Origin of the sequence: Pseudomonas moorei (assembly GCF_042846945.1) — a bacterium.
GTDB lineage: Bacteria > Pseudomonadota > Gammaproteobacteria > Pseudomonadales > Pseudomonadaceae > Aquipseudomonas > Aquipseudomonas moorei.
The window spans coordinates 2,631,344-2,649,253 of record NZ_AP035776.1 but is presented as its reverse complement, the minus strand read 5'-3'; the positions used below and the strand labels follow the sequence as shown (position 1 = coordinate 2,649,253).

General features: G+C 59.0%; 21 protein-coding genes and 1 pseudogene. 15 read left to right on the top strand and 7 right to left on the bottom strand.

From position 1 onward, the window contains the following. Window positions 1–146: 146 nt before the first annotated feature. Window positions 147–866: an OmpA family protein gene (locus ACGJAX_RS12245; RefSeq protein ID WP_390959106.1), complete on the bottom strand. Its 720-nt coding sequence runs from the start codon at window positions 864–866 to the stop codon at window positions 147–149. Between the two features lie 90 nt (window positions 867–956). Further along, a complete protein-coding gene (locus tag ACGJAX_RS12240; RefSeq protein ID WP_390959105.1) occupies window positions 957–1,652 on the bottom strand; it encodes an OmpA family protein in 696 nt (231 codons plus the stop codon). Between the two features lie 190 nt (window positions 1,653–1,842). Here ACGJAX_RS12240 and ACGJAX_RS12235 point away from each other — a divergent pair, with 190 nt between their 5' ends. The 4 genes from ACGJAX_RS12235 to ACGJAX_RS12220 are packed head-to-tail and all read left to right on the top strand — an operon-like array spanning window position 1,843 to window position 3,556. Continuing rightward, the gene (locus tag ACGJAX_RS12235; protein WP_090317098.1) at window positions 1,843–2,340 is read left to right on the top strand and encodes a DUF6231 family protein; all 498 of its coding nucleotides are present in this window, start codon (window positions 1,843–1,845) and stop codon (window positions 2,338–2,340) included. A 4-nt stretch (window positions 2,341–2,344) separates the two neighbouring features. Next, window positions 2,345–2,821, top strand: a complete 477-nt coding sequence (locus tag ACGJAX_RS12230) for a YchJ family protein (RefSeq protein WP_090317097.1) — start codon at window positions 2,345–2,347, stop codon at window positions 2,819–2,821. A gap of 43 nt (window positions 2,822–2,864) precedes the next feature. Next, the gene (locus ACGJAX_RS12225; protein WP_390959102.1) at window positions 2,865–3,350 is read left to right on the top strand and encodes an LEA type 2 family protein; all 486 of its coding nucleotides are present in this window, start codon (window positions 2,865–2,867) and stop codon (window positions 3,348–3,350) included. Window positions 3,351–3,355: 5 nt separating this feature from the next. Beyond that, the gene (locus ACGJAX_RS12220) at window positions 3,356–3,556 is read left to right on the top strand and encodes an SEC-C metal-binding domain-containing protein (protein ID WP_034146774.1); all 201 of its coding nucleotides are present in this window, start codon (window positions 3,356–3,358) and stop codon (window positions 3,554–3,556) included. Between the two features lie 101 nt (window positions 3,557–3,657). Here ACGJAX_RS12220 and ACGJAX_RS12215 read toward each other — a convergent pair whose 3' ends face one another. Beyond that, window positions 3,658–4,215: a cysteine hydrolase family protein gene (locus ACGJAX_RS12215; RefSeq protein WP_247254846.1), complete on the bottom strand. Its 558-nt coding sequence runs from the start codon at window positions 4,213–4,215 to the stop codon at window positions 3,658–3,660. A gap of 190 nt (window positions 4,216–4,405) precedes the next feature. Between ACGJAX_RS12215 and ACGJAX_RS12210 the strand changes: the two genes are divergently transcribed. The 7 genes and pseudogenes from ACGJAX_RS12210 (at window position 4,406) to ACGJAX_RS12180 (ending at window position 12,274) form a co-directional block, all read left to right on the top strand. Continuing rightward, window positions 4,406–6,856: a penicillin acylase family protein gene (locus tag ACGJAX_RS12210; RefSeq protein WP_390959100.1), complete on the top strand. Its 2,451-nt coding sequence runs from the start codon at window positions 4,406–4,408 to the stop codon at window positions 6,854–6,856. 225 nt (window positions 6,857–7,081) lie between these two features. Then, window positions 7,082–7,683, top strand: a pseudogene (locus ACGJAX_RS12205) (ATP-dependent DNA ligase); the annotation flags it as partial. Window positions 7,684–8,089: 406 nt separating this feature from the next. After that, the gene (locus ACGJAX_RS12200; protein ID WP_090317093.1) at window positions 8,090–8,872 is read left to right on the top strand and encodes a transporter substrate-binding domain-containing protein; all 783 of its coding nucleotides are present in this window, start codon (window positions 8,090–8,092) and stop codon (window positions 8,870–8,872) included. A 57-nt stretch (window positions 8,873–8,929) separates the two neighbouring features. Next, window positions 8,930–9,658: an ABC transporter permease gene (locus ACGJAX_RS12195; RefSeq protein ID WP_247254848.1), complete on the top strand. Its 729-nt coding sequence runs from the start codon at window positions 8,930–8,932 to the stop codon at window positions 9,656–9,658. Next, window positions 9,655–10,365, top strand: coding sequence for an ABC transporter permease (locus ACGJAX_RS12190; protein ID WP_090317091.1), 711 nt, complete (start codon window positions 9,655–9,657; stop codon window positions 10,363–10,365). Before ACGJAX_RS12195 ends, ACGJAX_RS12190 begins: the two co-directional genes overlap by 4 nt. A gap of 12 nt (window positions 10,366–10,377) precedes the next feature. Then, window positions 10,378–11,496, top strand: coding sequence for a succinylglutamate desuccinylase/aspartoacylase family protein (locus ACGJAX_RS12185; protein ID WP_247254849.1), 1,119 nt, complete (start codon window positions 10,378–10,380; stop codon window positions 11,494–11,496). Between the two features lie 13 nt (window positions 11,497–11,509). Next, complete coding sequence (locus tag ACGJAX_RS12180) at window positions 11,510–12,274, top strand: ATP-binding cassette domain-containing protein (RefSeq protein WP_390959097.1); 765 nt, start codon at window positions 11,510–11,512, stop codon at window positions 12,272–12,274. 53 nt (window positions 12,275–12,327) lie between these two features. Here ACGJAX_RS12180 and ACGJAX_RS12175 read toward each other — a convergent pair whose 3' ends face one another. From ACGJAX_RS12175 to dcd, 3 genes are all read right to left on the bottom strand, one after another. Further along, complete coding sequence (locus tag ACGJAX_RS12175) at window positions 12,328–12,708, bottom strand: hypothetical protein (RefSeq protein ID WP_390959095.1); 381 nt, start codon at window positions 12,706–12,708, stop codon at window positions 12,328–12,330. A 416-nt stretch (window positions 12,709–13,124) separates the two neighbouring features. Then, window positions 13,125–13,334: a hypothetical protein gene (locus tag ACGJAX_RS12170; RefSeq protein WP_390959094.1), complete on the bottom strand. Its 210-nt coding sequence runs from the start codon at window positions 13,332–13,334 to the stop codon at window positions 13,125–13,127. A gap of 106 nt (window positions 13,335–13,440) precedes the next feature. Next, on the bottom strand, window positions 13,441–14,007 hold the full coding sequence (gene dcd / locus ACGJAX_RS12165; protein ID WP_007904652.1) for a dCTP deaminase: 567 nt from the start codon (window positions 14,005–14,007) through the stop codon (window positions 13,441–13,443). On the opposite strand from dcd, the gene ACGJAX_RS12160 reads away from it, so the two are divergent. Beyond that, a complete protein-coding gene (locus ACGJAX_RS12160; protein WP_139204756.1) occupies window positions 13,988–14,206 on the top strand; it encodes a hypothetical protein in 219 nt (72 codons plus the stop codon). The genes dcd and ACGJAX_RS12160 overlap by 20 nt on opposite strands. A gap of 155 nt (window positions 14,207–14,361) precedes the next feature. After that, the gene (locus ACGJAX_RS12155) at window positions 14,362–14,571 is read left to right on the top strand and encodes a cold-shock protein (protein WP_002554837.1); all 210 of its coding nucleotides are present in this window, start codon (window positions 14,362–14,364) and stop codon (window positions 14,569–14,571) included. Between the two features lie 110 nt (window positions 14,572–14,681). On the opposite strand, the gene ACGJAX_RS12150 is transcribed toward ACGJAX_RS12155, so the two are convergent. Beyond that, window positions 14,682–15,689 (bottom strand): DUF481 domain-containing protein, encoded by a 1,008-nt coding sequence (locus tag ACGJAX_RS12150; RefSeq protein ID WP_390959090.1) that lies wholly within the window; start codon window positions 15,687–15,689, stop codon window positions 14,682–14,684. A gap of 163 nt (window positions 15,690–15,852) precedes the next feature. Between ACGJAX_RS12150 and ACGJAX_RS12145 the strand changes: the two genes are divergently transcribed. Next, window positions 15,853–16,206 (top strand): MGMT family protein, encoded by a 354-nt coding sequence (locus tag ACGJAX_RS12145; protein WP_090317072.1) that lies wholly within the window; start codon window positions 15,853–15,855, stop codon window positions 16,204–16,206. A gap of 44 nt (window positions 16,207–16,250) precedes the next feature. Next, complete coding sequence (locus tag ACGJAX_RS12140; protein ID WP_247254853.1) at window positions 16,251–17,810, top strand: AmpG family muropeptide MFS transporter; 1,560 nt, start codon at window positions 16,251–16,253, stop codon at window positions 17,808–17,810. The last annotated feature ends 100 nt before the right edge of the window (window positions 17,811–17,910 follow it).

Here is a 17,910-nt window from a genome sequence, read left to right as displayed (position 1 = left end):
CGCTCCCCCGGTGAGAATTATTATTTGCACGCACAGTAACGGCTTCCGCGCGGGATAAGCCAGAGGGCAAACAAAAATTCTTCAAGAAGACCGCCGAATGGCTGCCGGAACGCCGCAAAAAAAGCCCGACAGCTCTATTCCGTGGCTTAGCGATTGATATGCAATTCCACCCGACGGTTTTTCGCGCGTCCTGCATCGGTTTCGTTATCGGCCACTGGCTGACTTTCACCCTTGCCCTCGCTGGTGAGTTTGTTCGGCGCCACGCCCTGGCTCAATAGGTATTGCGCGACACTGCTGGCGCGCCGCTCCGAGAGTGCCTGGTTGTAGGTATCGGACCCGACGCTGTCGGTGAAGCCAACCACCTTGATGCTGACCACATCGGCGTCCTCCAGCTTGCCCATGATCGCGTCCAGCTGACTCTTCGCGGCGGGCGTCAGCTCGGACTGATTAAAGGCAAACAGGACATCGCCGGCATCGCTCAGGGTGATGACCTCCGATTGCACCGGTTCGGCTGGCTTCACGCTGGCCGGATACTGCGGCAAAGGGCAACCATGATGATCGACAGGGGTATTGGCCGGTGTGTCAGGGCAGCGATCACGACGGTCGAAAACGCCATCGCCGTCCTCGTCGCCATCCTGGGCATAACAAATCAAACCACCGGTCAAAATACCGAGCGCCGCTCCGCCGGCCGCCCATCCACCACTTTCGAATGCGCCCAGGCCTCCGCCGACCAGTCCGCCAATGGCGCTGCAGATCGGCCAGGTACGTTGATTGAGGGGGGCAGTACCATCACTGTGAGTGGCGCAACCGGTCAACAGGCTGCCAAGCAGCAGAACCGGCAGGACGGTCCGTGTGAGTCTGGTCATTTTCAGAAGCTCCTGTGTCACCGGCCAGTGCCGGTTACACAGGAGTAAAGACCCGCATCCGCGACTGCACAAGGCACGGATGCGAGGGGCTTAGCGCTCGATTTTGATTTCCGTGCGACGGTTCTGCGCACGGCCGTCGGCGGTTTTGTTATCGGCAACCGGCTGGCTTTCACCGGCACCGGAAACAGACACGAAGTTGCTACGCGGCACGCCTTGCTGGATGAGGTACTCAACCACCGAATGGGCGCGTTTATCCGACAGTTTCTGGTTGTAGGTGGCACTGCCCACGCTGTCGGTATGACCCACAACGGTCATCCGTGCGGTAGGGGCTTCGGCTTTCAAGCGAGTGGCGATCTTATCGAGCACCTGCTTGTCAGACGCGGTGAGTGTCGCTTTGTCGAACTGGAAGTGAACATCGCGGATGACAATCGTTTCTTCCTTGACCACCACGGCCTCTTCGACCACTGGTGCAGGCGCCGGTGGTGGGCAACCATTGGCATCGACCTTCACGCCATGAGGCGTGCCTGGGCACTTGTCGCGGCTATCCGGCACACCATCGCCGTCTTCGTCGCCATCGCCGTGAACCCAGCAATAGGCCGCTGCCGTACCACCGACAATCAGCGCGCCATAACCCGCCCAGGAGGAGCTCTCGGTTGCCCCGAGACCCGCGCCCACGACACCACCGACGGCCGCACAGGTCGGCCAGTCGGTTTTTTGCAAACCTGCGCAACCAGTCAACACACTGGTTAGCAGAACCAGGGGTAATGCTGTCCGAACTATGCTCATCTAGTTTTCTCCTGAAGGATCGGCTTAGAACCGATTCAGGGAGTAAAGACCGGAGTTTTAATCTCCGCCAGCAATAGGCCATTGCTGTTTTGTCCAGTGTTCAGGACCAATCGCCACTTTTGCGTCAAAGCCGCTCTAGGCTCGGACTCGCAGGCAGGCTAGTCTTGGCAGATCTGACTGAGGATCTTTGATGATTGCAGGTAACTCTTCGCGCACGCCGCAGCAAGCGCTGGCCGCTTTGCTGGATCTTTACGCCCCTTCGCGCCTGTTGCTGATCGGCGCCAGCGAATTCCCGGCGCTTGAAGCTTTCAAGCTCGCCCATCCGGACACCTGCGTGGCGCACGCGGCACCAGGGCCATTGCCGGCCGAACTGGCGGCGCGCCGATTTGACCTGGCACTGGTAGTCGATTGCCTCGAGCACTTGCCCAAGCGTGACGGCCTGAATTTGCTCGGCGGTATCCGCAACCTCAATGCCAGCCGCATCGCGGTGCTGGCAGACCTGCCCGCTAGCGGCTGGCAAGAAACGGACTTCTTCTCCCTGGCCCTGCAAGCCAGCGAACGTTTCCAGCGTGACGATCAAGTGCTGACACTGTTCACCTATGATCTGCTTGACTACAAGCAAGTCCCCGACTGGCTCAACTCGCGGTTCTGGGCCAATCCGGAAAACTTCGGGAAATATTGGTGGTAACGCAATGAGTACATCCATTTGCCCTTGCGGCAGCGGCACTCTGCTCGATGCTTGCTGCGGTCATTACCATGCCGGGCACCCGGCCCCTTGCGCCGAAGCTCTGATGCGCTCGCGCTACAGCGCTTACGTGCTGGGCTTGATCGATTATCTGGTGGCGACGACCCTGCCCGCGCAGCAGGCCGGCCTTGATCGGCAATCGATCAGCAACTGGAGCGCCCAGAGCACCTGGCTGGGTCTTGAGGTAGAAAGCTCCGAAGTCCTCGGCGGTCAACCGGAACACGCCTTCGTGACCTTCACCGCACGCTGGCACGATGGCAGCGGCGAACACAGTCATCGTGAGCGTTCGTCATTCGTACAGAACGCCGGTCGCTGGTATTTCATCGATCCCACCGTGCCCCTCGACATCGGGCGTAACGACGCCTGCCCCTGCGCCAGCGGGCAAAAGTTCAAGAAGTGCTGCTCGGGTTATTTCGCCCGTTGAGGTAAATCCAGGGAGCTAGACTGGGCATCAAAGGAGTCCCGCCATGCTCAGTCGACGACGCACACTTCAAACCCTCATCCTGCTGGTGTTTCTTGGGCTCGGCGGTTGTGCGTCGTGGTTCAGCGATGAGGAACCGGACCCCGAGGTCCATCTGGTCAGGGTCGAAGTCGTGCGGGCCAAGTTGCTGGAGCAGCGGTTTGTGCTGCATTTCCGGATCGATAATCCCAACGACAGCGACCTGACGGTGCGAGGGCTGGAGTATCGCATTCATCTTGGCGACCTCCTGCTGGCCGAAGGCGAGCATGAACACTGGATCACCGTCGGGCCCAAAAGCAGCGGTTTTTACAACGTACCGATCCGCACCAACCTGTGGTCGAAAGTGAGGGATTTGGTCAAGCAACTGAAAAGCCCCAGGCAACCCGTCCCCTATCGGCTGGAAGGTGAAATGGAAACCGGTTTATTCATCGCCCACTACGTGCACCTGGCGCGTAATGGCGTGATAATCCCCGCCGATCTAATTCCGGAGTAACCCCGATGACCCAGCAACCCCATGTACATGGCCCAGACTGCAACCACGATCATGACCACCATGATCACGACCACGGCCATGTCCACGGCCCGAACTGCGGCCATGCTCACCAGGAACCGGTGCGCAATGCCCTGAAAGATGTTGGCCGCAATGACCCGTGCCCATGCGGCAATGGCAAGAAGTTCAAGAAGTGCCACGGCGCTTGATGGGTTAGACCCATTTCCCTGTGGAACCGGCTTGCTGGCGATCAATGCGACGCGTTTTGTCATACGCACCGCTTCGCCGGCAAGCCAGCTCCCTCAGGTTTTCAGTCGGCCATCAAGATCTGTGCGGTACTGACGACCGTCGCATACTCGCCATGCAGATTCCCCAGCGACATCCCGTGTACATCCTCGGCGGAACGGGCCTTACCGAAAAAGTCAGGCTTGTCGAAGGTAAAGCACGCATCCTCCACCACCCACGCATCGAACCCCAGATTGCCCGCGGTACGCGCAGTGGACTCCACGGAATTGTGGGTCGCCACGCCGACGATGATCAATTGTTCGATCCCCGATTCATGCAAACGCGCCTCCAGCCCCGTCGAACAAAACGCATCCGGCACTTGTTTTTGAATCAACTGCTCGCCAGGCAATGGCTGAAAGCGCTCCTGAAACTCCACGCCCGATTGCTGTGGCCAGAACACCGAATCCTGCGAGCGGGACAGGTGTTGCACGTGAATGATCGGCCGCCCGCTGCGACGCCAGTGGGCTAACAGCTCCAACATGCGATCTTCGGCCCGAGGATTGTTGCGCCGGCCGAGTCTGGGGTGAAGGATGCCTTTTTGTTGATCGATGATGATCAGTGCCGCGTTCTTCTCAAGCTCCATGCTCGCTCTTCTCACGCCAGGTCAGTTGATTCGCTGCACTTCAACATCGGCCCCGGCCGGTGGCAAGCCATCGAATGCAAACCGGATCCCGGACAAATCCTGAAATAACCTCGCCACCTGCTTGCGCGGCCACCTCCTGCTCACTAACGTAGCGCCTTTACTGACGTTACCGCCCCGCAGGAGCTTTGCCATGGCCTCGCCAGCCCTTACACATTTTCTACCCCGGTTCGGCGTTGCCGCAGCAGTTGCAGGTGTTTTGAGCCTGACCGGCTGTCAGAACTTCAACGCACAGGACACCGTTCCGCCGACTTCCGGCGTACAGCCGCTCAAAGGCCTGGCGCAGAACGTTTCGGTGCGCCGTAATGCCATGGGCATGCCGCTGATCGAAAGCAGCAGCTTCCACGACGCTCTGTTCACCCTCGGCTACGTGCATGCCAGCGACCGTATCACGCAGATGGTCACCTTGCGCTTGCTGGCCCAGGGCCGTCTGGCCGAGATGCGCGGTTCGGACCTGCTCGATGCCGACCGCTACATGCGCGCAGTCAACCTGAAGAAAAGCGCAGGAGAGCTATACAAGGCGTCTTCGCCACGCCTCAAGCGTTTCTTTGAGGTCTATGCCCGCGGGGTCAACGCTTACCTGTTCCGCTACCGCGACAAGCTGCCGGCCGATCTCGCCGCCAGCGGCTACAAACCTGAATACTGGCAACCGGAAGATTCGGCGCTGATTTTCTGCCTGTTCAACTTCAGCCAGTCAGCCAACCTGCCCGAAGAAATCTCCGCGCTGGTGCTGGCCCAAACGGTGCCCACCGACAAGCTGCCGTGGCTGATCCCTTCTGCCCCGGATGAACAATTGCCAGTGGCCGAAAGCGAAAAGCTGCAAGGCATCAAGCTCAACGGGCAAATACCGGGGCTGGCTGATATCAGCAAAGCCACGAGCCAGCTAGCCGAGCTGAATCTGCTCGGTGCCACTTCATCGAACAACTGGGCCATCGCCCCGCAACGCAGCCGCAGCGGCAAGAGCCTGCTGGCCAGCGACAGCCATGGGCCGATGGGCGTGCCGTCGTTGTTCAGCTACGTGCAGATTCGCGCACCGAAATATCAGGCGTCCGGCGTGACCATTGCCGGCTTGCCAATGGTGCTCGGCGGGTTCAACGGCAAAGTCGCGTGGAGCACGACCAGCGTCATGGGCGACAACCAGGACCTGTTCCTGGAAAAAATCAAACGCCAGGGCAACGGCCTGGCCTACGAAAACGGCGGCAAGTGGCAGCCGGCAAGCGTGCGTAACGAAACCTACTTCATCAAAGGCCAGCGGCCGATTCGCGAAGCAGTGTACGAAACCCGCCACGGCCCGCTGCTCAACAGCACCCAGGGTCTTGCCCAGGGCAGCGGCTTCGGCCTGGCCTTGCAGACGCCGAGCTTCACCGATGACAAAACCCTGGATGCTTTTTTTGACCTGTCCCGCGCACAGAATGTCGAGAAGGCGTCGGACGCCAGCCGCGAGATCCGTGCCATTGCACTGAATCTGGTGTTTGCCGATGCCAGCAACATTGGCTGGCAAGTCACCGGTCGCTACCCGAACCGTCGTGAAGGCGAAGGCCTGCTGCCCTCGCCGGGTTGGGAGGGTCGCTACGATTGGGACGGCTACGCCGACCCGATGCTGCACCCCTATGATCAAGACCCGGCCCAGGGCTGGCTCGGCACCGCGAACCAGCGGGTCATCCCCCATGGCTATGGCATGCAACTGTCCAATTCCTGGTCGGCGCCGGAACGTGGCGAACGCCTGGCTGAACTGGCCGGCGTGGGCAAACATGACACCCGTAGCCTGATCGCGATGCAGTACGACCAGACCACCACCTTCGCCGCCAAACTGAAAAAAATGTTCGAAGCGCCGGGCATGTCGCAACCGCTCAAACAAGCCATCGCGGCATTGCCCGCAGCGGATGGAGCCAAGGCACGAGAGGCACTGAGCCGCTTGATGGCATTCGATGGCAAGCTCAGCCCGACCTCCGCCGACGCGGCGATCTACGAGCTGTTCCTGCAGGAAAGCGCCAAGCAGATTTTCCTCGACGAACTGGGACCGGAAAGCAGCCCGGCGTGGAAAGCCTTTGTCGCCAACGGCAAGTTGTCCTACTCCGCCCAGGCCGATCACCTGTTGGGCCGCGAAGACAGTCCATTCTGGGATGACGTGCGCACCGCGCAAAAAGAAGACAAACCGGCGACTCTCGCCCGCAGCCTGGCAGCGGCGATCAGCGCCGGGGACAGTCAGCTGGGTGGCGACCACAAAGCCTGGCAGTGGGGCAAACTGCACCGCTACGAATGGAAGAATGCCAGTGGCCAGACCGTGCGCGGTCCGCTGCCGGCCGGCGGCGATCACACCACGCTCAACACCGCTGCGTTCGCCTGGGGCCAGGACTTCAACACCACGCTGGCGCCTGCCATGCGCTTTATCGTCGACTTCGGCCTGGCCGAACCGCTGATGGGCCAGAACGCCACCGGCCAGTCCGGCAACCCGGCCAGTGCGAATTACCTGAACAGTATCGACCCCTGGCTGAAAGGCCAGTACATGAGCCTGCCGATGCAGCCGCAGAACTTTGACAAGGTCTACGGAACCCAGCGTCTGACCCTGACGCCGGGTAAATAAGGACCGACACCCATACCCGGTGGGAGCCCGCTCGCGATGAGGCCATGCCAGTCAACTCAAGAGGTGACTGACAGGCCGCCATCGCGAGCAGGCTCCCACATCGGTACAGCGCCACCCCATCAAATCCCGATAGAACTTCTCGCTCCACGCCAGCCTCCTGGCTAACAAGCCATCCACTCTGCTCACCATCATGGTTCTTGTTATCGCGCGTCCCGAAGGTTTGTACTGCCCCGCCAACGAGTGGCAAGTGGAATATATGTGGGATGGCATCCGCGCCCAACTGATCAAACGCCGGCAGCACCCGCCGTGCAACCGTTCGCCCTTCTGCAGCAGCGGATTGGCCGTAAAACCTTGGCAGAAAAATACTCAATGACGTGCCGGTAGTGATCCTTGCCTACGTTTTGCTGGAGTGGGAAGGCCAGGACTGGCACAACCAGCCTCAGGCCCGGCGGCGCAGTCAGATGGAACAGGTCATCGTCCGAGGCAACAACCCGGTATTGCTCGCCTCGCCACTGCTGACCGGCAACGACTGGTTCGACCTGGCCCGCCAGCGCGAAGCGTCGCGCAGCCTGGGCGTCGAAGGCATGATGCTCAAGGCCCGGGAGGCGTTGTATGGCGTTGGTCGCACCAAGGAAATGAGGGTGTGATGGAAATGGAAAGTCGACCCGTTCAGCATCGACGCGGTGCTCATTTATGCGCAACGCGGTCATGGCCGCTGGGCAAGCCTCTATAGCGACTACACTTTCGCCGTCTGGGACGGCCCGCCCGATGCCAGTGAACGCTCGCTGGTGCCCTTCGCAAAGGCTTACTCGGGGCTGACCGACGAGGCTGACCATCTCGGCACGTTGCAGGACTTACTCAGTTAACCAGCCCCTGTGAACACCAGTCCCCTGTGGCGAGGGAGCTTGCTCCGCTCGGCTACGAAACAGCCGTAATCGCGCCTCATCAGGGCCGACTACAGAATTGTGTACACAGGTTTTGCGGTCGCTTCGCAACCCAGCGGGAGCAAGCGCCCTCGCCACAGGCATTGGCATCAAGTCGAACCGAAATAGTGCAGGCTTCCCACGCCGCCCATTTTCGTGCACTAATCCCATCCGGCAATTTCCTGAACACCTTTTAAAACGCTTGTTCGGCACTCTGGTTCGGAAATTGCTACTTTCAGTAGGTCTTACGCTTACCAGTAACAATAAATCTGCGCCACAAGCGCTCATATTGGTTCTTAGGGATTGAATAATGAAAAAAGCATTGCTGACCCTTTCTGCACTGGCATTGTGCGTAGCTGCTGGCTCCGCGCTGGCAAAGGAATACAAAGAGTTGCGTTTTGGCGTTGACCCTTCCTACGCACCGTTCGAGTCGAAAGCGGCCGACGGCAGCCTGGTAGGTTTCGACATCGACCTGGGGAACGCGATCTGTGCCGAACTGAAGGTCAAGTGCAAATGGGTCGAAAGCGATTTCGACGGCATGATTCCTGGCCTGAAGGCCAATAAATTCGACGGCGTGATCTCTTCGATGACCGTCACCCCGGCCCGCGAAAAAGTCATCGACTTCTCCAGCGAGCTGTTCTCCGGCCCGACTGCCTACGTGTCCAAGAAAGGTTCTGGCATCACTGCAGACGTCGCTTCGCTCAAAGGCAAAACCGTCGGCTACGAGCAAGGCACCATTCAGGAAGCCTATGCCAAGGCCGTTCTGGACAAGGCTGGCGTGAAAACCCAGGCCTATCAAAACCAGGACCAGGTGTATTCCGACCTGACTTCCGGTCGTCTCGACGCCGGTATCCAGGACATGCTGCAAGCCGAACTGGGCTTCCTGAAGTCGCCAAACGGTGCCAATTTCGAAATCAGCAAGCCGGTCGATAACGAACTGCTGCCGGCTAAAACAGCGGTCGGTATTAAGAAAGGTAACACTGAGCTGAAAGCACTTTTGGATAAAGGTATCAAAGCGTTACACGATGATGGCACCTACGCCACCATTCAGAAGAAACACTTTGGCGATCTGAATCTGTATAGCGGCAAATAATGCCCGGCGCCCATCTCGCGATGGGCGCTTTTTTCTTCCGATCTGGTTGCTGATTTTATGTTTGAAAACCTCCTGCAAAATCTGGGGCTCGCAGCCTTCAGCCTCAAGGGTTTCGGCCCGTTGCTGATGGAAGGCACCTGGATGACCATCAAATTATCGGCGATGTCGCTGCTGGTGGCCGTGTTGCTCGGCCTGCTCGGCGCCAGTGCCAAACTGTCAAAAGTCAAATTGCTGCGCTTGCCTGCCCAGTGCTACACAACGCTGATTCGCGGCGTGCCGGATCTGGTACTGATGCTCTTGATCTTCTACAGCCTGCAAACCTGGCTGACGTCGTTCACCGACTACATGGAATGGGAATACATCGAGATCAACCCGTTCAGCGCCGGGGTCATTACCCTGGGTTTCATTTATGGCGCGTATTTCACCGAAACCTTCCGTGGCGCGATTCTCGCAGTACCGCGGGGTCAGGTCGAAGCCGCCACCGCCTATGGCCTCAAACGCGGCCAGCGCTTCTGGATCGTGGTGTTTCCGCAGATGATGCGTTTTGCCCTGCCGGGTATCGGCAACAACTGGATGGTCATGCTCAAGGCCACCGCGCTGGTATCGATCATTGGCCTGGCCGACCTGGTCAAGGCTGCGCAGGACGCCGGTAAAAGCAGCTATCAGCTGTTCTATTTCCTGGTACTCGCCGCCTTGATCTACCTGGCGATCACCAGTGCCTCCAACTTCATTCTGCGCAGGCTGGAACGCCGGTACGCCGCCGGTACACGGGAGGCCGTGCGATGATCGAACTCTTGCAGGAATACTGGAAAGCCTTCCTCTACACAGACGGCCAGAACATCACCGGCCTGGCCATGACCCTGTGGCTGCTCAGCGCGTCGATCTTCTTCGGCTTCCTGGTGTCGATCCCACTGTCCATCGCCCGGGTCTCGCCGCAGCTCTACATTCGCTGGCCCGTGCAGTTCTACACCTACCTGTTCCGTGGTACGCCGCTGTATATCCAATTGCTGATTTGCTACACAGGCATTTACAGCCTGGCCGCCGTGCGCGCGCAGCCGCTGCTCGACAGTTTTTTCCGCGATGCGATGAACTGCACCATCCTGGCCTTCGCCCTGAACACCTGCGCCTACACCACGGAGATCTTCGCCGGGGCCATTCGCAGCATGAACCACGGTGAAGTCGAAGCGGCCAAGGCTTACGGCCTGACCGGCTGGAAGTTGTATGCCTACGTGATCATGCCGTCGGCCCTGCGTCGCTCGTTGCCGTACTACAGCAACGAAGTGATTCTGATGCTGCACTCGACCACCGTGGCGTTCACCGCGACCATCCCGGACATTCTGAAAGTCGCTCGGGACGCCAACTCGGCGACCTTCCTGACCTTCCAGTCGTTCGGCATTGCCGCGTTGATCTACCTGACCGTCACCTTTGCGCTGGTCGGCCTGTTCCGTCTCGCCGAACGCCGATGGCTGGCCTTCCTCGGGCCGACCCACTAGGACTTCTCGCACATGCGCCACCAGATACATGACTTGCTGTCCCCGCTGCCGGGGACCGCACGACAGATCCACAGTTTTCACTTCGGGCCGCAACCGGCCAAAGGCAAGATTTACATCCAGTCATCCCTTCACGCCGATGAATTGCCCGGCATGCTGGTGGCCTGGCACCTCAAGCAACGCCTGGCGGAGCTGGAAGCCGCCGGCCGCCTGCGCAGCGAAATCGTTCTGGTGCCGGTGGCCAATCCGGTCGGCCTGGAGCAAGTGCTGATGGACGTGCCGCTGGGCCGCTACGAACTGGAAAGCGGTCAGAACTTCAACCGCTGGTTCGTCGATCTGAGCGAAGAGGTCGGCAACGAGATCGAAGGCCAACTGGGCGACGACCCGCAGCGCAATCTCGAACTGATCCGCATCAGCCTGCGCCACGCACTTGCCCGGCAGACCGCCAGCACCCAACTGCAATCCCAACGCCTGACCCTACAACGACTGGCCTGCGATGCCGACATGGTGCTGGACCTGCATTGCGATTTCGAAGCCGTCGCGCACCTGTACACCACGCCGGATGCCTGGCCGCAGGTCGAGCCGCTGGCCCGTTATATCGGCGCCGAGGCCAGCCTGTTGGCCACCGACTCCGGTGGTCAGTCGTTCGACGAATGCTTCACCTTGCTCTGGTGGCAGTTGAAAGAACGCTTCGGCGAACAGTTCGAGATTCCGCCCGGCAGCTTTTCCGTCACCGTCGAACTGCGCGGTCAGGGCGACGTCAACCACCCGCTGGCCAGCCTGGACAGCCAGGCACTGATCGATTACCTGATTCATTTCGGAGCGATTGCCGGCGAACCGGCGCCCCTGCCCGAGCTACCCTACCCGGCCACTCCACTGGCCGGTGTCGAACCTGTGGCCACGCCTGTCGGCGGGCTACTGGTGTTCGCCGCGCTGCCAGGAGAGTACCTGGAAGCCGGGCAATTGATCGCTGAAATCATTGATCCGATCGCTGATCGCGTCACTCCTGTTCATTGCACCGCCGCCGGGTTGATGTACGCCCGCTCGCTGCGCCGCATGGCCACTGCCGGCATGGTGATCGCCCATGTCGCGGGCACCGAAGCCTATCGCAGCGGTTACCTACTTTCGCCTTGAGGATGTCTGTTCCATGTACAAACTGACCATCGAAGACCTGCATAAAAGCTACGGCGATCATCAGGTGCTCAAAGGCGTTTCCCTCAAGGCCAACACCGGCGACGTCATCAGTCTGATCGGCGCCAGCGGCTCGGGCAAAAGTACCTTTCTGCGCTGCATCAATTTTCTCGAACAACCCAACGACGGCGCCATGAGCCTCGATGGCCAGGCGATCCGCATGATCAAGGATCGACACGGCATGCATGTCGCCGATCCGGATGAACTGCAACGGATCCGTACCCGCCTGGCCATGGTGTTCCAGCATTTCAACTTGTGGAGCCACATGACCGTACTGGAGAACATCACCATGGCTCCGCGCCGGGTGCTGGGTTGCGGCAAGCAGGAAGCCGAAGACCGCGCGCGCCGCTATCTGGACAAGGTTGGCCTGCCTGCGCGTGTGGCGGACCAATATCCGGCGTTCCTGTCCGGCGGTCAGCAACAGCGGGTGGCCATTGCCAGGGCACTGGCCATGGAGCCGGAGGTCATGCTGTTCGATGAGCCCACATCGGCGCTGGACCCGGAACTGGTGGGTGAGGTACTGCGCGTGATCCAGGGCCTGGCCGAAGAAGGCCGGACCATGATCATGGTGACCCACGAAATGAGCTTCGCCCGCAAGGTCTCGAGCCAGGTGCTGTTCCTGCATCAGGGTCTGGTGGAAGAGGAAGGCGCGCCGGAAGACATGCTGGGCAATCCGAAGAGTGAACGGTTGAAGCAATTCCTCAGCGGTAACCTGAAATAAACGCCGAGCGAAAAAAGGGGGGAGCCGTATTCCCGGCTCCCCCCACTCAAACGTCAAACAGTCGCTTCGTGCTCAAGCCTGAAACGGCCATTGGTCACTTCCAGACCGTCAGCATCCATACCGCTGAAGCTCCCGGCAAACTGCGCTTCCCCGCCCACCGTCAACTCAAGCACGCCTCGATACAAATCCGCTTCGGAGGTGCCTGTCACGTGGATAATCATCGGGGAGCTTTCAGTAAGCCCTAAATTGAAACTGCCGCTCTGGATACCAACCGGCAGATAGACATAAAACGCCGTCCCTTGCCCGTTATCAGCCTCGATACAGTGGATACCTGGCCGATCATAGAAGTAGAGTCCGTGCGTCACGCGAAACGGCTGGGGACCGTCGGCCGTGTTCACATCGGCACTTAAATGCCCTGCTCGATTTGTACTCATTTGAAGTCCTTTTCATAGACATGGATAACTGCTCGACGCCGACCCTTCCCAAAGGGTCGCAGAACGAGTAACGCCGGGATAAGAACACGGCAGGATCACCAAGTGGTTTCGACGGCGATTACAGTTATTGCCGGATATGAATCGATCAACACGGGAGCGAGCCTCGCCCGCACCGAAGCACAAGCAGCACTCTCGGCATTACGCAGGGTGGTGGTCGATAAATGGCACGAATTGCCCGGCAACAAGCGTGGCGTGCAACTGCAGTGGGCTATGGCCCGATGCGTTTACTGGTGGCTATGAAATCCGCCGGGGCGACAACTGTAGGGCGGTGTCATCGGCGACAACGAAATATGGCCAGTCAGCTGAAGTCTTCGCAGACCTCAGTTGACTGGCCATTCATTTTTCTGCGCAGTGAATCAGACCACGGGCGCGGGAGGCGGCTCATCCGGCAGGGTGGGCTCACCAGGCTCGTTGGGTTGTTCGTTGGGCGTATCGGGATCGGGTTGACCGGGGATGCCCCCTGCCATGTTGATCGGCGGGTGTGCCAACAAGGACCAGGCCAAGACGCCAACCTGATTGGGCTCCAGCCTTGCCAGTTCGGCACTTATTCGCGGGTCGATCTTCATAAAGCACTCCTGAGCGATGGCCCGATCCGCCTTGCGCGAATCGGAGCGTACACTCCATAGAGTGTACGCTCGCTCAAGAATTCCCACGGTTTGTCAGACGGCTGACTCAGGTCCGCGGCAAGGTCACGCCACGCTGGCCCTGGTACTTGCCGCCGCGATCCTTATAGGAAACTTCACACTCTTCGTCAGACTCGAGGAACAGCATCTGCGCCACGCCTTCATTGGCGTAGATTTTCGCCGGCAGATTGGTGGTATTGGAGAACTCCAGGGTGACGTGACCTTCCCACTCAGGCTCCAGCGGCGTGACGTTGACGATGATGCCGCAGCGCGCGTAGGTGCTTTTACCCAGGCAGATAGTCAACACATTACGCGGAATGCGGAAGTATTCGACGGTACTGGCCAGGGCGAAGGAGTTGGGCGGAATGATGCACACGTCGCTGTGGATATCGACGAAGCTGCCTGCATCGAAGTTCTTCGGGTCGACGATTGCCGAATTGATGTTGGTGAACACCTTGAAATGATTAGTGCAACGCACATCGTAGCCGTAGCTCGAAACACCGTAGGAGATCACCCGGCTATCGTCGCTGCCGCGCACCTGGCGTTCTACGAAGGGCTCGATCATGCCGTGCTCTTGCGCCATGCGGCGAATCCACTTGTCCGATTTGATGCTCATGGCGGGTGTCCTGAATAACGTGGTGGAAAAAATCTGTCCGGCATCTTACCGGGGCGCGCCGCCGGGTTCAAAGCGCGAGGCACAATTCTCGACGATCCTGCCGGATTTACGGACCTTCGAAGCAATACCCCGCACCGTCAGTCATGAAAACAGAGAAACCTTCGCAAGAAACATTGGCACGTTCCGGAAAAAGGGTTAAGGTGACGTCACTGTGCTGCTTGTGTCACTGAGAATCTCTACACGATATGTTGAATTTCGATCCAACCATCTACAAGAATTTTTCCTGCTCTTTGCACTCAGTCTCGGCCAGGGTTCTTCCTGAGTCGCAGTTATCTTTGTTCAAGGAGTTACACCATGTCTAATCGCCAAACCGGTACCGTTAAGTGGTTCAACGATGAAAAAGGCTTCGGCTTCATCACTCCACAATCCGGTGACGACCTGTTCGTTCACTTCAAAGCTATCCAATCCGACGGCTTCAAAAGCCTGAAAGAAGGCCAACAGGTTTCTTTCATCGCTACCCGCGGTCAGAAAGGCATGCAAGCTGAAGAAGTTCAAGTTATCTAACTTGTACTTGCTTTAGTAGAAAGCCCCGCCCTCAACAGCGGGGCTTTTTTGTGCCTGCGTGCTTTTTTCCAGGCATGAAAAAACGCAGCCCAAGCTGCGTTTTCCAGCATTTACCAGGTCACGCCAAACCCTGCGGTGTAACGGGTCTTGCTCAAGTCAGCCTCATCGGAACCACTGACGATATCCCTCTCCGCCTTCAGGTTCAGTGACGCCCAATCGGTCACTTTGTAGCGCAAGCCCATCTCGGCATCCAGCGCGTAGTCGGCCACGCCCGACAACGGCTTGCCCACCTCGCCATTGGTGAAGAATTCTACCTTCTTGCCTATCAGGTAACGGTTGTAATCCCACTTCATGGCCAAAGAATAGAAATTCTCCTGGCTACCGTCGCGATACTCGTAATCGGTGCGGTTGACCAGCGACCCCAGGGAAAAGGCACCCAATTCGTCATCCCAGAACTGATAGCCGGGACCGGTACCCACGGTACGCTGACGAGACAGGTCTTCTACCTTGTCGCGCTTGTAAACCAGGCGACCTTCCCAGAACCATTTGTCGGTGATAAAGCGGTCGAGGGAGTATTCGGCCCGCCAGTTATCCGTGGTGACGACGCCATCCTGGAACTCGCGGTTGTATTCGCCTTCCGCGATATGCCGCCAACGACCATGGCGCGCAGTGGTCTTGAAGTCGATGCCGTAATCATCGGTATCTTTGTCCGCACGCTGGTAATCCAGGGCCGCGTCGATATTGCCCTTCCATACCAGATCCTCGACCACCGGCTTGGGCTTGAGGATCTGCTGGACACTGGCCAGCTCTACCGTCTTGGGTGCCTCACCGTTGGCCAAAGTGACTTTGCCCTCATCAGCCGCCTGCAGCGACTTGGCCTTCTCACCCGTATAGGCGTCCTGCTTGACCAACAACTCCTGATCACTTTCCAGGGTTTTGACCTGCTTCCAGTCAATCGGCACCGCGCCGGCATACCCGGTCTGGATCAGCAGCTTGCCACCGTCGAACAGAATGATCTTGCCACTCAACTTGTCACCGTTCTTCAACCAGACGGTATCCGCGAGCACGGGGGTGGAAGCACTGACGATGGCGAGGCACAGCAAGGTTTTGGAGAACATAAGCAAATAAAGGCTCAGGTACGCGAAAAAATCGGCATTATCCGCTGGAATAAGCCCCTAGCAAGGACTGACCCCGACGCTATCTGCTGAGTTCATTTCTCAATGGGCGATCGAGGATTTACTCTAAAGACAGTACTGCGAATTTTTTTCAGGAAGCCCGGACGTGATCGACCCCACCACTGCCCCCGAGAGCGCGGCACAAATCCGACGCACGGCACTCTACCTGACACTCGCGCAAGTGCCAGAAGGCAAAGTAGTGAGTTATGGCCAATTGGCCGAGCTGGCCGGATTGGGTCGCGCAGCCCGCTGGGTCGGACGAACACTGAGCCAATTACCTGGCGACAGTAAACTACCCTGGCACCGCGTTCTCGCAGCCGGAGGGCGCATCAGCCTGCCTGCGGGCAGTCCATCCGGGGACGAACAACGCGCCCGATTGCGCATGGAGGGCATCAGTATCCTGAACAATCGTGTTGATATTCAGCGCCATGGCTGGCGTCCAGTAGAGCACAGCGGTTAGAGTGCGCGCTTTGTTTCCGTATTTCTTGAGGCAGACTCCAGCCCATGCCCCGTAAAACCTGGCGCGCCGCGCTCGCCGCTTATGCCAGCCCCTCGACGCTCGTACTGTTGTTGTTGGGTTTCGCCGCCGGCCTGCCCTACATGTTGGTGTTTTCGACCCTTTCAGTCTGGCTGCGCGAAGCCGGCGTGGCTCGCGAAACCATCGGTTATGCAAGCCTGATCGGTCTGGCCTACGCCTTCAAATGGGTCTGGTCGCCACTGCTCGACCAATGGCGCCTGCCGCTGCTGGGCAAGCTCGGTCGACGCCGCTCCTGGCTTGTGTTGTCCCAATCCCTGATAATTCTGGGCCTGATCGGGATGGGTTTCTGCGACCCGCAAAAACATCTGTCCTGGCTGATCGCCATCGCGGTCGTTGTCGCATTCGCCTCGGCGACGCAAGACATCGCCGTGGACGCCTACCGTCTGGAAATTGCCGAAGACAGTCGCCAGGCCGCGCTGGCCGCCAGTTACATGTCCGGTTATCGGATTGCCGCTTTGCTGGCTACGGCAGGCGCGCTGTTCTTCGCTGAAGGGTTTGGCTCAACCGGCTTCAACTATAAGCACTCCGCCTGGACCGGCACCTACGTGCTGTTCGGCGTGCTGATGATCCCGGCGCTGCTGACCTCCTTCTTCATGCGCGAACCACCGGTCCCGCTGCGCACCCAACTGCAAGCCGGGCGTTACAGCTTCGCGCATCAGTTGGCTTCCGTGTTCGTGCTGATTGTACTGCTGGTGTCCGTCCCGGCCATGTTCACCCAGCTGTACAACACCGACTTTGCCAGCGTGCTGTTCAAAGGCGTGAGCCTGCTCGACCTTCTGCTCGAGGACCGCGCATTCCTGCGGGCAATCCTCTATACCACGCTGACCGCACTGTGCCTGTCGACCATGGGTCGCCGTGGGTTGGCGCCAGTGCTGACGCCGGTCAACGACTTTATTATTCGTTACCGCTGGCAGGCCTTGCTGCTGCTTGGGCTGATCGCCACCTATCGGATGTCCGATACGGTCATGGGGGTGATGGCCAACGTTTTCTACATCGACCAAGGCTTCACCAAGGACCAGATTGCCGGCGTCAGTAAGATTTTCGGCCTGATCATGACCCTGGTGGGCGCCGGCATGGGTGGCCTGCTGATCGTGCGCTTCGGCATTCTGCCAATCCTGTTCATCGGTGGCGCCGCATCGGCAGCGACCAACCTGCTATTCCTGATGCTCGCGGACATGGGCCCCAACCTGAACATGCTGATCGTGACCATTTCACTGGATAACTTCGCTTCGGGCATGGCGACTTCAGCCTTCGTCGCTTACCTGTCGAGCCTGACCAACCTCAAATTCTCGGCGACCCAATATGCCCTGCTCAGCTCGATCATGCTCTTGCTGCCACGCTTGATCGGCGGCTACTCAGGCGTCATGGTGGAGAAGTTCGGTTACCACAACTTCTTCCTGATTACCGCCCTGCTGGGCATTCCAACCCTGATATTGATCGCCCTGCACTGGTTCCAGGAGAGCCGCCGTGCAGGACCGACACCGACGCCGGAACCGGTTCCGACCCAGGTTGCGGAAGAATCGTAGGAAACATCCGCAGGAAACCTTGCAGAGGGCGCTGAGATTCCCGCCCTCCTGCCATACCGCCGACCGCACGCCTGTACGACAGCGGATCTCGCCCGTACAA

Excerpts from the sequence above, each read along its gene's own strand:
- ACGJAX_RS12240 (WP_390959105.1), bottom strand. The coding sequence starts at position 1,652 with ATGAGCATAGTTCGGACAGCATTACCCCTGGTTCTGCTAACCAGTGTG.
- ACGJAX_RS12175 (WP_390959095.1), bottom strand. The coding sequence starts at position 12,708 with ATGAGTACAAATCGAGCAGGGCATTTAAGTGCCGATGTGAACACGGCC.
- ACGJAX_RS12180 (WP_390959097.1), top strand. The coding sequence starts at position 11,510 with ATGTACAAACTGACCATCGAAGACCTGCATAAAAGCTACGGCGATCAT.
- ACGJAX_RS12195 (WP_247254848.1), top strand. The coding sequence starts at position 8,930 with ATGTTTGAAAACCTCCTGCAAAATCTGGGGCTCGCAGCCTTCAGCCTC.
- ACGJAX_RS12225 (WP_390959102.1), top strand. The coding sequence starts at position 2,865 with ATGCTCAGTCGACGACGCACACTTCAAACCCTCATCCTGCTGGTGTTT.
- ACGJAX_RS12200 (WP_090317093.1), top strand. The coding sequence starts at position 8,090 with ATGAAAAAAGCATTGCTGACCCTTTCTGCACTGGCATTGTGCGTAGCT.
- ACGJAX_RS12170 (WP_390959094.1), bottom strand. The coding sequence starts at position 13,334 with ATGAAGATCGACCCGCGAATAAGTGCCGAACTGGCAAGGCTGGAGCCC.
- ACGJAX_RS12155 (WP_002554837.1), top strand. The coding sequence starts at position 14,362 with ATGTCTAATCGCCAAACCGGTACCGTTAAGTGGTTCAACGATGAAAAA.
- ACGJAX_RS12150 (WP_390959090.1), bottom strand. The coding sequence starts at position 15,689 with ATGTTCTCCAAAACCTTGCTGTGCCTCGCCATCGTCAGTGCTTCCACC.
- ACGJAX_RS12190 (WP_090317091.1), top strand. The coding sequence starts at position 9,655 with ATGATCGAACTCTTGCAGGAATACTGGAAAGCCTTCCTCTACACAGAC.
- ACGJAX_RS12220 (WP_034146774.1), top strand. The coding sequence starts at position 3,356 with ATGACCCAGCAACCCCATGTACATGGCCCAGACTGCAACCACGATCAT.
- ACGJAX_RS12235 (WP_090317098.1), top strand. The coding sequence starts at position 1,843 with ATGATTGCAGGTAACTCTTCGCGCACGCCGCAGCAAGCGCTGGCCGCT.
- ACGJAX_RS12245 (WP_390959106.1), bottom strand. The coding sequence starts at position 866 with ATGACCAGACTCACACGGACCGTCCTGCCGGTTCTGCTGCTTGGCAGC.
- ACGJAX_RS12185 (WP_247254849.1), top strand. The coding sequence starts at position 10,378 with ATGCGCCACCAGATACATGACTTGCTGTCCCCGCTGCCGGGGACCGCA.
- ACGJAX_RS12230 (WP_090317097.1), top strand. The coding sequence starts at position 2,345 with ATGAGTACATCCATTTGCCCTTGCGGCAGCGGCACTCTGCTCGATGCT.
- dcd (WP_007904652.1), bottom strand. The coding sequence starts at position 14,007 with ATGAGCATCAAATCGGACAAGTGGATTCGCCGCATGGCGCAAGAGCAC.
- ACGJAX_RS12140 (WP_247254853.1), top strand. The coding sequence starts at position 16,251 with ATGCCCCGTAAAACCTGGCGCGCCGCGCTCGCCGCTTATGCCAGCCCC.
- ACGJAX_RS12215 (WP_247254846.1), bottom strand. The coding sequence starts at position 4,215 with ATGGAGCTTGAGAAGAACGCGGCACTGATCATCATCGATCAACAAAAA.
- ACGJAX_RS12210 (WP_390959100.1), top strand. The coding sequence starts at position 4,406 with ATGGCCTCGCCAGCCCTTACACATTTTCTACCCCGGTTCGGCGTTGCC.